Origin of the sequence: Salinivibrio sp. ML198, from assembly GCF_001996015.1 — a bacterium.
Classification (GTDB): Bacteria; Pseudomonadota; Gammaproteobacteria; order Enterobacterales; family Vibrionaceae; genus Salinivibrio; species Salinivibrio siamensis.
In genome coordinates, this window is record NZ_MUEZ01000017.1 from 16,194 (window position 1) to 28,275 (window position 12,082).

At 50.7% G+C, this 12,082-nt stretch carries 13 protein-coding genes; 12 read left to right on the top strand and 1 reads right to left on the bottom strand.

From position 1 onward, the window contains the following. Window positions 1-41: 41 nt before the first annotated feature. From BZG25_RS12260 to BZG25_RS12310, 11 genes are read left to right on the top strand one after another with little or no spacing between them, the layout of a single operon-like run. Window positions 42-995, top strand: coding sequence for a DUF523 and DUF1722 domain-containing protein (locus BZG25_RS12260; protein WP_077579123.1), 954 nt, complete (start codon window positions 42-44; stop codon window positions 993-995). Beyond that, window positions 985-1,815, top strand: coding sequence for a MerR family transcriptional regulator (locus BZG25_RS12265; RefSeq protein ID WP_077579124.1), 831 nt, complete (start codon window positions 985-987; stop codon window positions 1,813-1,815). The genes BZG25_RS12260 and BZG25_RS12265 overlap by 11 nt, the downstream gene beginning before the upstream one ends. Next, window positions 1,806-3,248 (top strand): deoxyribodipyrimidine photo-lyase, encoded by a 1,443-nt coding sequence (gene phrB, locus BZG25_RS12270; protein ID WP_077579125.1) that lies wholly within the window; start codon window positions 1,806-1,808, stop codon window positions 3,246-3,248. The genes BZG25_RS12265 and phrB overlap by 10 nt, the downstream gene beginning before the upstream one ends. Next, window positions 3,245-3,685 carry a nuclear transport factor 2 family protein gene (locus tag BZG25_RS12275; RefSeq protein ID WP_074214723.1) on the top strand — a complete coding sequence of 147 codons (441 nt, stop codon included), beginning with the start codon at window positions 3,245-3,247 and terminating at the stop codon, window positions 3,683-3,685. Before phrB ends, BZG25_RS12275 begins: the two co-directional genes overlap by 4 nt. Next, the gene (locus BZG25_RS12280; protein WP_077579126.1) at window positions 3,682-4,407 is read left to right on the top strand and encodes an SDR family NAD(P)-dependent oxidoreductase; all 726 of its coding nucleotides are present in this window, start codon (window positions 3,682-3,684) and stop codon (window positions 4,405-4,407) included. The genes BZG25_RS12275 and BZG25_RS12280 overlap by 4 nt, the downstream gene beginning before the upstream one ends. Before the next feature lie 3 nt (window positions 4,408-4,410). Next, window positions 4,411-5,670 (top strand): NAD(P)/FAD-dependent oxidoreductase, encoded by a 1,260-nt coding sequence (locus tag BZG25_RS12285; RefSeq protein WP_077579127.1) that lies wholly within the window; start codon window positions 4,411-4,413, stop codon window positions 5,668-5,670. After that, entirely contained in the window at window positions 5,667-6,413 is a 747-nt protein-coding gene (locus BZG25_RS12290) for a DUF1365 domain-containing protein (protein ID WP_077579128.1), read from the top strand. The genes BZG25_RS12285 and BZG25_RS12290 overlap by 4 nt, the downstream gene beginning before the upstream one ends. Window positions 6,414-6,415: 2 nt before the next feature. Further along, complete coding sequence (locus tag BZG25_RS12295; RefSeq protein ID WP_077579129.1) at window positions 6,416-7,657, top strand: cyclopropane-fatty-acyl-phospholipid synthase family protein; 1,242 nt, start codon at window positions 6,416-6,418, stop codon at window positions 7,655-7,657. Window positions 7,658-7,660: 3 nt separating this feature from the next. After that, on the top strand, window positions 7,661-8,179 hold the full coding sequence (locus BZG25_RS12300) for a DUF2878 family protein (RefSeq protein ID WP_077579130.1): 519 nt from the start codon (window positions 7,661-7,663) through the stop codon (window positions 8,177-8,179). Continuing rightward, window positions 8,176-8,709 carry a hypothetical protein gene (locus BZG25_RS12305; RefSeq protein ID WP_077579131.1) on the top strand — a complete coding sequence of 178 codons (534 nt, stop codon included), beginning with the start codon at window positions 8,176-8,178 and terminating at the stop codon, window positions 8,707-8,709. The genes BZG25_RS12300 and BZG25_RS12305 overlap by 4 nt, the downstream gene beginning before the upstream one ends. After that, complete coding sequence (locus BZG25_RS12310) at window positions 8,706-9,254, top strand: DUF3833 domain-containing protein (RefSeq protein WP_108743044.1); 549 nt, start codon at window positions 8,706-8,708, stop codon at window positions 9,252-9,254. The genes BZG25_RS12305 and BZG25_RS12310 overlap by 4 nt, the downstream gene beginning before the upstream one ends. 26 nt (window positions 9,255-9,280) lie before the next feature. Here the strand turns inward: BZG25_RS12310 and BZG25_RS12315 are convergent, their stop codons facing one another. Beyond that, window positions 9,281-10,912, bottom strand: a complete 1,632-nt coding sequence (locus tag BZG25_RS12315) for a DUF2813 domain-containing protein (protein WP_077579132.1) — start codon at window positions 10,910-10,912, stop codon at window positions 9,281-9,283. Window positions 10,913-11,112: 200 nt separating this feature from the next. On the opposite strand from BZG25_RS12315, the gene BZG25_RS12320 reads away from it, so the two are divergent. After that, entirely contained in the window at window positions 11,113-12,033 is a 921-nt protein-coding gene (locus tag BZG25_RS12320) for a LysR family transcriptional regulator (RefSeq protein ID WP_046075835.1), read from the top strand. Window positions 12,034-12,082 lie beyond the last annotated feature (49 nt).

The following is a 12,082-nucleotide window of genomic DNA, read 5'->3' on the forward strand; positions in this document are numbered from 1 at the left end:
ACTCCGTAGCCGATGCTGCGCGGTCAGTGTAGAGGTGAGACATGTCATTCCCTGTAGGTGTTAGCGCCTGTGTTATTGGCGAAAAAGTACGATTTGACAGTGGTCATAAGCGTAGCCCATTTGTCACCAAAGAGTTGGCACCGTATGTCGACTTCGTGCCAGTGTGCCCTGAAGTCGGGATTGGACTCCCCGTGCCGCGCCCCGCTATTCGGTTAGTCGACAAAGGCGACCTATCAGTGAGGTTGGTAGAAACCAAAGATCAGCAAAAAGACTACACCGAGAAAATGACAGCGTTCAGTGAACAGAAAGCGGAAGAGCTCGCTCACAAAGCACTGCGTGGCTACATTGTCTGTGCCAAGTCACCGACCTGTGGCATGGAGCGGGTGAAAGTCTACCGCGAGAATGGTTACGCCTCAGATATTTCCGGGGTAGGGCTTTACACGCAGGCACTGATGGCGCGCATGCCTTGGTTGCCTGTTGAAGAAGACGGCCGGCTTAACGATCCTATTCTCAAAGAGAACTTTGTTTTTCGCCTTTTTGCGCTTGATGATCTTTACAAGAGTGTCGAGCAAGGGGTGACCAAGAAAGCCCTCGTTGATTTCCACTCGCGCTATAAGTTGGTACTGATGGCGCATTCGCCCGAAAAATACCGTGAACTGGGGCGATTTATGGCCAACATCGGCCATTATGACCTTGATCGTTTTTTCGAACAGTACCGCACCGCGTTTATGCAAGCCATTGCCATTCGTGCGACGCGTAAAAAACACACCAACGTGTTAATGCACCTGCAAGGCTATTTTAAAAACAACCTCGATAAACGCCAGAAAGCTGAGTTAGCGAATCTTATCCATGCGTATCGTCAGGGCACGATGCCCTTATTGGCACCGCTGACGTTGATTTCGCATCATCTTCATAATCACCCTGATGCGTACTTAGCTAACCAAGCTTATCTCAAGCCTTATCCTGATGCGCTGAGGCTTCGCTATGGCCTATAAGACGCCTCACACTCTAACTATCAGTCAGGTAGCGGATCAAACAGGGGTTAACCCCGTGACATTGCGTGCTTGGCAGCGACGTTATGGATTGCTTGCGCCTGAGCGAACGGCTAAGGGGCATCGGCTTTATCGCCAAGAAGATGTAGAGACTATCGCTCATATTCTTCAATGGTTAGATAAAGGCGTACCGATCAGCAAGGTCAAACCTCTGCTTGCTCACAGTCCCACGTCGGCCGAGGCGGAAGACGACAGCGTGGCACAAGAGCTGATTGACTGTATTCATACATTCTCAGTCAAACGGCTTGGGAAAGCCCTGGATATGATTTTAAAAGAGTACCCCTTTTATTGGTTAGTTGAACATGCCTTTACACCGGTCGACCAATGGTTAGGTGACGAGGATGAAGCGGTTCGTGTATTGCAGCGCGACCTGTGGCAAAGCGCCGTGATTGACCGATGCAGAACGGCGCTGGCGGCGAATGCCAAACGACATGCCCAGTCTCGATGCTGGCTTGTCTCATTAACGGTAACCAGCGAATACCAACGCGTGCTTATGGCGATGGCACTCAACGAGAAGGGTTACAGTGTCACAATATTATCCAGTCCGCATCAGCAATTGAATTTGGTGGTTGAGGTGATGCGCGAGCAGGGGGTGACAACATTGGCCTTAATGGCTAATCGTCGTCTCGATCGCGCCCAAATCAATCAAGTACGCCTTTGTCTTGCTCAAAATGACATTGACGTTGTGAGCCAAGCTTTTATCTGCTCCGTACACGGTGACGAGCTCGAAGAACTTAAGGAGAACAAAACGTTATGCATCTAGTCTGGTTTCGGCGCGATTTACGTGGGCTGGATAACCGTGCTTTGAGCGCAGCCAGCGAAGCGTCCGTTCCCGTGGTCGGGATATTTATTGAGACACCGGAACAGTGGGCATCGCACCATCTTGCCCCCAAACAAGCGGGCCTTATCAAAGCACGGCTAGAGGCGTTACGTGAAGAGCTTCGCGCGCAAAACATTCCGTTGGTGGTTGAACGTGCGGCTGATTTTTCTCAATCGGCGGAAAAAGTGGCTGACTATGCCCACCGCATTGGTGCAGCAGCGGTATTTGCCAACAAGGAGTACGAGCTCAATGAAAGCAAGCGTGATGAACAGGCGCGCGTGGCGTTAGCGGACAAAGGCATCGCATGGTATGCCTATGATGACCGCAATTTGTTTGCACCGGACACCATAAAATCGGGAAAAGGTGAACCGTATAAGGTGTTTACTCCCTTTAAAAAGGCCTGCTTACGTGCCTTAGACGGCATGGATGCCTCACCGCGTCAAAAGCCACCCAAACGCGAGACAAATTCGGCCGTCGACGCGATCTTTTCACAGCTTAAACCGATTCACTTTGATTATCCGACGGAGGATGTCGCGGACTGGGCGTCCGATGAGAAAGGGATCCTCGCGCACATGCGTCGTTACTGCCGCGAGCAAGTGGCTGATTATAAGAGACAGCGTGACTTTCCCGCTGTTGATGCCACCAGTCAACTTTCTCCTTATTTGGCCATTGGCGCGTTATCCCCACGTCAATGCTTGGCACGTTTACAACAAGAGCATGCCGATTGGCGTGAGCCCGATACAGGGGCAGCTACCTGGCTTTCGGAACTTATTTGGCGTGATTTCTATCAGGAAGTGAGTGCACAAAATCCGGCAATCAGCAAAAAGTATAGCTTTTTAGCTTGGGGCGAGTCAGTGGTATGGGATAACGACCTTACATTGTTTGAGGCGTGGAAGGCGGGCAAAACGGGCTTTCCCATTGTTGATGCGGCCATGCACCAGCTTAATCAAACGGGCTGGATGCATAACCGGTTGAGAATGATTGTGGCCAGCTTTTTGACCAAAGATCTACTTATCGATTGGCGCTGGGGAGAAGATTACTTCATGTCCAAGCTGATTGATGGCGATTTTGCCTCTAACAACGGGGGCTGGCAATGGTCTGCGTCGGTAGGGACCGATGCTCAACCTTACTTTCGGATCTTTAATCCGACCACACAGGGAGAGCGGTTTGATAGTGATGGGCGCTTTATTCGTCGCTGGCTACCGGCGCTTAAACAGGTGCCGGGCAAGCATATTCACCAGCCTTGGCAATGGGCAGATCACTACGCCCAGACGCTAGATTATCCGCGTCCGGTGGTGGATCACGCCACTCAGCGCAAAAAGGCGCTGGCTATTTTTGAAGCGGCGAAGAATCAGCCTCAGGAGCAAACACCATGACTCGCTCCCCAACCCATGTCGGTGTGTCGCAATTTGTGACGACCTATCAAGCGCTTAATAAAGATAACTTGTCATCACTGGCGACGATTTATCACCCCAAGATTGTGTTTGTCGACCCAGCGCATGAGATAACCGGCTTAGAAGCGTTTATCCAGTATTTTTCGCTGCTGTACGAAAACGTGACCGATTGTCAATTTCATATACACACGACCGCGGTAGATGGAGACGATGCCTTTGTGACCTGGACCATGATGTTATCGCATCCCAAGTTGGATGGGGGGAAAACGCGACAAGTTCAGGGCTGCTCTCACTTACGTTTTTATGACGGCAAAATCATTCGCCATCGTGATTACTTCGACTTAGGTGAAATGCTGTACGAGGCGCTACCTGTGATAGGTCGCCTGCTCAAACATATCAAAACGAGGCTAGGACAATGAAACACGTATTGATCACCGGCGCCACGTCGGGAATTGGTGAGCAATTGGCAAGAGACTATGCACGCCAAGGTTGGCAGGTGACGGCCTGTGGGCGAAACCAAGACAAGCTCAACACCATGGCTCGCGATCACGCATCATTAGATGCATTGGCGTTTGATGCCACGGATGGCGAACAAACGCATCAAGCGCTGAGTAACCTAAGCGTCTTTCCCGATTTAATTATTCTAAATGCTGGGACGTGTGAATATATCGACCATGGCAAAGTCGATGTGGCGCTGTTTAAACGCGTTTTTGAGATCAATGTCTTCGGCGTCCTCCACTGTATTGAAGCGCTACAGAGTCGGTTCACCCACAGTACGCATCTTGCCATTGTCGGCTCGTCGGCCAGTTACATGCCGCTGCCACGTGCGGAGGCATACGGCGGATCGAAGGCGGCGATTAGCTACATAGCCAACACCTTATCGGCAGATCTGGCGCAACAAGGAGTGACGGTGTCACTTATTTCGCCAGGGTTTGTAAAGACACCACTGACAGACCAAAATGACTTTGCGATGCCAATGCGCATCACGGTGGAGCAAGCATCGGCGGCGATTCAACAAGGATTGGCAAAAGGAAAAACGGAAATACATTTTCCGCGAAAATTTACCTTTATTCTCAAGTTTCTCGCGCTATTGCCTATGGCGTGGCAGCGAGCTCTCGCACGACGTATGACAAGGAACTAAATCATGAAAATTGCCATCATCGGATCAGGCATTGCCGGTTTGACGTGTGCTCATTATCTCAATAAACAGCATGACATCACCTTGTTTGAAGCGAATGATTATTTGGGGGGCCACACGGCCACGGTCGATGTCGACGTCGCCAGTGGACAGTACGCGATTGATACCGGGTTTATCGTTTTTAACGATCGCACATACCCAAATTATGAACGTTTACTCAATGAAATTGGAGTGGGTCGCCAACCTTCTCAGATGAGCTTTAGTGTTCGCAATGATGCGAATGGACTGGAGTATAACGGGCACAGCCTGTCCTCGTTATTTGCGCAGAAGCGTAATGTCATCAATGTACGCTTCTACCGCTTTTTGGCGGAGATCATGCGATTCAATCGCCTCGCGCGCGACGCACATGAGACGGGTGAAGCGGAGCGGCAAGGCGCACTCAATACCCTGGGCGATTTTCTCAATCAACATGGGTTCAGTGATTATTTTTGTCAAAACTATATTCTCCCCATGGGCGCGGCTATCTGGTCATCTACCTTGTCAGATATGCGTGGCTTCCCCTTGGCGTTCTTTTTGCGTTTTTTCCAAAACCACGGCTTGTTGGATATCGCGAATCGGCCGCAATGGTATGTGATCCCCGGAGGCTCACGCGAGTACGTCAAAAAGCTCACGCCTGCCTTTGAGGATAAGATCTATCTGAATTCACCCGTGACAAAGGTCCGCCGCACCCCTGATGCGGTGTGGGTGACGACAGAAGCCGGTGAGCAGGCGTTTGAGCAGGTGATTTTTGCGTGTCACAGTGACCAAGCCTTGGCCATGCTGGCTGATCCCAGTGAAGCGGAACAACAGGTGCTTGGGGGGATTCCCTATCAAGACAATGAGGTTGTGCTTCACACTGATACGTCGCTGTTGCCTAAGCGTCAAGGCGCGTGGGCAAGTTGGAATTATCATTTACCTTTGTCAGACAAAATAGACACAGAACCAGCGGCTTTGACCTACAATATGAATATATTGCAGTCAATTCAGGCGCCTGAGACATTTTGCGTGACGTTAAATCAAACCGACAGGATCGAGCCGAGTAAAATTCTTAAGCAATTTGTCTATGCTCACCCCGTGTTTAATACCGACAGTGTTGCCGCACAGCAGCAGCGCCATCGGGTTAATGGCCAGCAACGCAGCTGGTTCTGTGGCGCCTATTGGTATAACGGCTTTCACGAGGATGGTGTGCGGAGTGCGCTTGATGTCGTGGAGGGGATCAATTCGTGAGTGAGTCGGTTTCAGCACTAAATAGCGGGTTGTATGTCGGGCAAGTGCGGCATCGGCGTTTTAGCCCGATAAAACACACGTTCAATTACACAGTGTTTATGCCTGTGATTGATCTTGATGAGCTCAGTTTGCTGGCATCACAGGTCAAAGGTTTTCGCTTGGGTAAGTGGGGGTTAGCTGCCTTTGATCATCGCGATTATTTGAATGGACAAGCCGACACCAAATCGGCATGCATCGATAAGGTTCAGGAACTGACGGGCGAGCGCATTGAGGGGAAAGTGTATGCGTTGTGCCAGCTACGTTATTTGGGCGTGTATTTCAGTCCGGCCAACTTTTATTACCTCTATGACCAAGCCCATAACTGGCGTTATTTATTAGCCGAAGTGAGTAATACCCCGTGGGGAGAGCGGCATTATTATGCCGTGCCTGCGGGTCAGCGGTATGAGCATGACAAAGCGTTTCATGTTTCACCGTTTAATCCCATTAAGCAACGTTATCACTGGCGTCTTCGCCCTTTAGGTACGCGGGTTCACTTGCACCTCGAGGCTCACCGACAACAGAAAGAATTCGACGCCACACTTGGACTGCAGCGACGTCCATTTACATCAAAAACACTGAGTAAGTTATTGATCCGGACGCCGATGGAAACAGTAAAAGTTGTCATTGGTATTTATTGGCAAGCGCTCAAACTTTGGATAAAGGGCGCACCGTTTTATCCGCACCCGAGTGCGAAGAAGGAGTAATTATGTCTGCAACGGACGTACCTCAGAGTCAACGCACACTGACACGTAAAGAGCACTACGCTAAACAGTTGGTTTATACCCTGCTAGCACATGTTGATGAAGCGTGTATTTCTCTGGTTGATGAGCAAGGCCAAACCTTACAGTGTGGTGATCCTCAGGCACAATTACATGCATCCGTGCTGGTACACGACCCACGTTTTTACACCCGGATTTTAACCGGCGGTAGCATTGCGGCGGCCGAGGCTTACATCGATGGTTGGTGGGAATCACCGAACTTGACCGACGTTATTCGCGTATTTGCTCGCAACCTTCCTGCTATCGACAGAATTGAAAAGCACACTGGCTGGCTGGTGGGACTAGGGAACAAGCTGGCTCACTGGCGCAATCGCAATGAAAAAGAGACCGCACGCCGCAATATCGCAGCACATTATGACCTCGGCAACGACTTGTACCGTCATTTTCTTGATGAGCAAATGCTGTATTCCAGTGCTATTTACACTGACAAAGAAATGACCCTAGAGCAGGCCCAAGTGGAAAAGATGGACCGGCTGTGCCGACAGCTGGCGCTGACCTCAAACGATCATTTGCTCGAGATTGGCACTGGCTGGGGAGGAATGGCGGTCTACGCGGCTAAGCATTACGGCTGCCGCGTGACCACTACCACGATTTCACAAGAGCAATATACTTGGGCAAAAGCCTGTGTCGAGCGAGAAGGGCTGGAAGATAGGATCACGTTGCTACAAAAAGACTACCGTGATCTGACCGGTGAATACGATAAACTGGTTTCGATTGAAATGATTGAAGCGGTGGGGAAAGAGTATCTAGATACCTTTGTCCGTCAATGCCAGTCATTGCTTAAGCCCAGTGGTTTAATGGCCATCCAAGCGATCACCATTGCTGATCAGCGCTACGAGCATTACAGCCGTAACGTCGACTTTATTCAAAAGCATATTTTCCCCGGAGGGTTTTTACCCTCAGTGAGCGTATTGTTGTCTCACCTCACCGCTCAAACCGATTTTGTGATCAGAGATCTAAAAGACATCGGCTTGGATTACGCACAAACCTTGGCTGATTGGCACACACGCTTCAATCAGCAGACGGAGGTACTGCGCGATTACGGCTATGACGATCGTTTTGCACGTTTGTGGCGCTATTACTTTTGTTATTGTGAGGGCGGCTTTAAGGAACGTACGATCAGTGCGGTCCAGCTACTCCTAAGCCGTCCTGCTTGGCGAGAGGCATAATCTGTGCGCTTTGTCGTTATCTCTTTATTGTTCAATGTTTACTGGTTTTCGGCGGCGCTTGGCCCGCCGAGCTTTCAGTGGTTAATGGTCGCGATGCTACTGGGCGCGATCCTTTATGACCGCAGCGTGATGTGGGCCATTGCCGTGCTTACGCCCGTTGGGTTGATTGGAGATAGCTTATTACTCCACACACAGTGGTTGGCTGTTGAGGCCGAGTACGTTGTGATGCCGCTGTGGCTACTATTACTCTGGCTAGGGTTTTGCAGCTTTGCGTGGTTAATGCGTGAGCTTATCCTCGCACGCGCATTTTGGTTTATGGCGGCGCTGGGCAGTTTGGGTGGCGCAAGCAGTTACTGGGCAGGAGAGCGTTTAGGGGTTTTAAGCTTCCCAGAGTCCATATGGGTCACTGGCGCGGTGCTGATTGGCACTTGGTTAGTCTACAGCATCATCCTGATTAATCTGATGCAATGGCTGCAACACCAGTTAGATGTCCGTTCTGCCGCGACAAGGAGAGAGCCATGAATAAGTGGGTGAAACACCTTGTATTAATGCTCGCGCTCGCAACGCCTTACGCCACCATGGGGGCGACCTCGTCTTCAATGACATGGCAAAGCTGGCCCCAAGTTGGCGAAGCGACGCTAACTTGGGGCTGGTGGACGATATATCAGTCATCACTGCGCTCACCGACCGGGCGTTATCAAGCGCAAACGCCTCATGCTTTAGTGATTACCTACGCGCGCGATATCAGTGACCAACGACTGATGAAAGCAACAAACGATCAATGGGAGCACTTGGGCTTTTCGGAAGCACAACGAACGCGTTGGCAACAAGCGCTGGACAACGCATGGGGAGAGATAACAGAGGGCGATCGTCTTGCGTTTGTTCGCCACGCGCAAAAGGGCGTTTTTTACGCTCAGCCAAAAGGGAAAGACTGGGAAGAGACCTTGACGGTCAAGGACATCGAGTTGGCAGATGCCTTTCTCGCAATCTGGTTATCAGAAGACACTGACTATCCAGATCATCGTCGAGCATTATTAGGAGAAACGCCATGAGAAAAGTGACGCAGACGATAGGCAAAATTCTGACGGTATTGGTGAGTGCTGTGCTATTGGCGGCGTGCTCTGCCGATATTGAAGACTATCAAGGGCGCAAACCAGACTTTAACTTGTTTGAGTACTTTGAAGGACAAACAAAAGCGTGGGGCATGGTACAAGATTTTACCGGCGAGCAAACCCGACGCTTCGTTGTCGATATCGACGGTGTGGTAGAAGGCGACACACTGACACTGGATGAATCCTTTGTGTATGCAGATGGCGAAACGCAAACCCGGGTTTGGACGATTAAACGTCACTCTGATGGCACTTACACGGGGACGGCGGGCGATATCGTCGGGACAGCAACAGGTGTTGTGGCTGGCAATGCGCTAAATTGGCGTTATGATTTAGTGGTTCCCGTCGGCGATAGCGAATATCAGCTTCACTTTGATGACTGGATGTTTCGGCAAGACCAAGATCGCCTTTTTAACGTTACCTCAATGCGCAAGTGGGGGATTGAAGTAGGCAAAGTCACGCTGTTTTTTGAGCGGGTGGAGCAATAGTTCGCGAATAGGACGAGTCAGAGGCGTTAACCAACACCTCTGGCCAAACCGATTGCGCGTTGAATAATCCAGCGCAGCAGCTTGGGAATGGGGGCTTTTAACTCATTCTCGGTATAGGCGATGATCGCCAACGCGGCGTCAGGCTTGGCATAGCGTTTTAAGGCTTTGGCGATAATACGTTTGTCATTCATGTGGGGCTGTTGACTGGTGACGCCGGCCATGTCGCGAAACAAAGGCTCATAACCGTTGTTGTACAAGTAGTGCTCAATATCTCTATCAGGCAGTACGGTTAAACGCGCGCCCTCTGGTTGATGCTCTATTTGCCCGCGCGCCGTCGCAGCATACTTCTTACCAGCCATATCACCATCCGCCACCAAATGCCATTCAATACCTAATGCTTTTGCAGCCTTGATAAGCGGGCGTAATCCACTTTGGGCAAACTCGATAAGGTGTACACCCTCTGCAGCTAAGTCATAACCTTGCAATCGCGCTAGCTCGTTAAACAGCCATATCTCCGTTTCTCCTTCCACCAGCAACCAGCAGCGTGCAAATAGCGCACTGGGTCGGTGAAAACGGACATGGAAGGTCACGCGGCGGCGCTCGTCTTTGCTAAGAAGGTGAGGCGGTACTTGGTGGCTATGCGTTTCAGTGGGGTGTCGCACCAGTCGGCGAATATGATCCAGTTGTACGCCCGCGAGCAAGTCACCGCTGTTTGTGGTGAGCAACTTTTGCATCGGCATCAACTGAATCAAGCGCCACGCTTGATTCAGTAAGGTTGGATGAAGTCGCCCTTCTGGATCTTCAAATAACATCACTGGCCGCGCATTACGTTTGAGCTGTTTTGGCCCGCGCGCCCGGACAAATGCACTCAATAAGCCCATGAGCACGAGCCGACTTTGATTAGAGGTATTGGCGGCCACCGCTTCGAGCGGGTGCATTTGGTTATGAGTGATGGCTAATGCGCCCGGGGCATGAATGGGATAAGGATCGCGGTCATGCTCGTAGGCGGCAAAATAGTGATCGAGCAATTGACGCATGGCATGCAGGCCACTTTTTATCTCGCCTTTATTCACATGGCCGGGCATCATCAACAGGCGGCGATAGGTGTTGTCTAACCGCTGCTCAAGGCGGGTGTTATCTTTTGTCACTGCTTGCCCTGGCACGCGCATGCGTCTGGCATCACGCACACGAACGACTGGGTGAATTTGCATTAGGTGGCTGGCGAGCGCGTCGCTGTCTGCTTGCTCAATAATATCGCCTTGTGAGGATAAAAACTCTCTCCGTACCGCGACTTTACTTTCTTGGATGGTGGCGCTTAAGCAATAATCAAGGGTTCGACACCCCGCGTTGCTCCCATTCCAAACGTGTTTAAAACGACGATAGCGGCGCGCTTTATGCTCACCGGGAAAGCTCTCTTGCCAGCGAAGGATGATTTGAAACTGTTGTTCAGGCAAGACACCTAAGACATGGTCAACGTGAAAGTCCGACCGTTTAAACTGGGGTTTATCGCCACTTGGGTGCAATGCAATTTCTAGCGCATCAAGCAGAGACGATTTTCCCCATGCGTTTTCGCCGATTAAAACGGTCAGTTCATCTACTTGCAGTGACAGGCGATTGATACCACGAAAGCCTGCTATTTCAATTCGGTCTAGTCTCATCGTCACCTCTGTTTTACAGTATGACACCTTCACTAAAAAGGAAACCAAACCCGTGATGGTTTTGTGCTATATGCCTGATTTATTGCATTTAAGCGAGCGCATGTTAGCGCCAGATTTGCGATATGGCGGTGAGCCAAACCCTGATATAGTGTTTAACATGAGTTATCTCGCCCCTAATGGGCAACGACTAAGAGACCGTCATGCTATCATTTGAAGCTTTGCAAGTGCTTGATGCCATTGAGAGAAAAGGAAGTTTTGCCGCGGCAGCTGAATCATTGAATCGTGCGCCATCATCGCTGAGCTATCAGGTTCAGAAGTTGGAAGACGAGCTCGGTTTAGTCATCTTTGACCGTTCAGGGCATCGTGCAACCTTCACCGATGCCGGGTATTTATTAGTTGAACGCGGGCGCATGCTGTTGAACGCAGCAGATGAAATGGTGGCCGACGCCGCTTCTCTGGCGCATGGTTGGGAATTAGAAATTTGCTTAGCGTATGACGGGTTATTTAAAAGCCATTTCTTTTTTCCCTTGATTGAGCGCTTGGCGAAAAAAAGTAATACACGCCTTAAGCTGTCGGAACAAATATTGGCAGGATGTTGGGAAGCGCTGGCTCAAGACCGCACCGATGTGTTGGTGGCACCCATTCCCGACACAGTGCCGCAGGGCATCAAAGTTCAGCCTTTGGGCGATATGAGTGCCTACTGGGTGGCAGCGCCCGACCATCCTATTCACAAAGAAGCGCGTCCCGTAGAGCCTGATGTACGAGCCAAATATCGCGGGGTGGCGGTGGCGGATACCGCGCGAGGTATGCAACCTAAAACCTTCAATGTGTTAGAAGACCAACCACGGCTTACTGTCAGCTCAATGCACGATAAGTACGCAGCCATCTTAAACGGACAAGGGATCGGTACCTTACCTTGGTTCTGGATACAAGATGACCTTAATACGGGTCGTTTGAAACGTTTAAAAGGCGGAGAGCCATTCGAGTTAACGCTCGGGCTGGCGTGGAAACGCAACCGAATGGGCAATGCTAAGTCATGGTTAGTACGCCAGCTTCCCAAGCTACTTGAACCCTACTTACAAGCTGGGGATATGCCTATTGCTGACAAGTCGATGAAATAGGGGGACGCTCGCTCGTCTTTAGCCGCGATCAGTGAGTCCGATCGCACGG

What these genes read in the sequence shown, in the direction of transcription:
- BZG25_RS12260 (WP_077579123.1), top strand. Translation starts at nt 42, where the DNA reads ATGTCATTCCCTGTAGGTGTTAGCGCCTGTGTTATTGGCGAAAAAGTA.
- BZG25_RS12265 (WP_077579124.1), top strand. Translation starts at nt 985, where the DNA reads ATGGCCTATAAGACGCCTCACACTCTAACTATCAGTCAGGTAGCGGAT.
- phrB (WP_077579125.1), top strand. Translation starts at nt 1,806, where the DNA reads ATGCATCTAGTCTGGTTTCGGCGCGATTTACGTGGGCTGGATAACCGT.
- BZG25_RS12275 (WP_074214723.1), top strand. Translation starts at nt 3,245, where the DNA reads ATGACTCGCTCCCCAACCCATGTCGGTGTGTCGCAATTTGTGACGACC.
- BZG25_RS12280 (WP_077579126.1), top strand. Translation starts at nt 3,682, where the DNA reads ATGAAACACGTATTGATCACCGGCGCCACGTCGGGAATTGGTGAGCAA.
- BZG25_RS12285 (WP_077579127.1), top strand. Translation starts at nt 4,411, where the DNA reads ATGAAAATTGCCATCATCGGATCAGGCATTGCCGGTTTGACGTGTGCT.
- BZG25_RS12295 (WP_077579129.1), top strand. Translation starts at nt 6,416, where the DNA reads ATGTCTGCAACGGACGTACCTCAGAGTCAACGCACACTGACACGTAAA.
- BZG25_RS12305 (WP_077579131.1), top strand. Translation starts at nt 8,176, where the DNA reads ATGAATAAGTGGGTGAAACACCTTGTATTAATGCTCGCGCTCGCAACG.
- BZG25_RS12310 (WP_108743044.1), top strand. Translation starts at nt 8,706, where the DNA reads ATGAGAAAAGTGACGCAGACGATAGGCAAAATTCTGACGGTATTGGTG.
- BZG25_RS12315 (WP_077579132.1), bottom strand. Translation starts at nt 10,912, where the DNA reads ATGAGACTAGACCGAATTGAAATAGCAGGCTTTCGTGGTATCAATCGC.
- BZG25_RS12320 (WP_046075835.1), top strand. Translation starts at nt 11,113, where the DNA reads ATGCTATCATTTGAAGCTTTGCAAGTGCTTGATGCCATTGAGAGAAAA.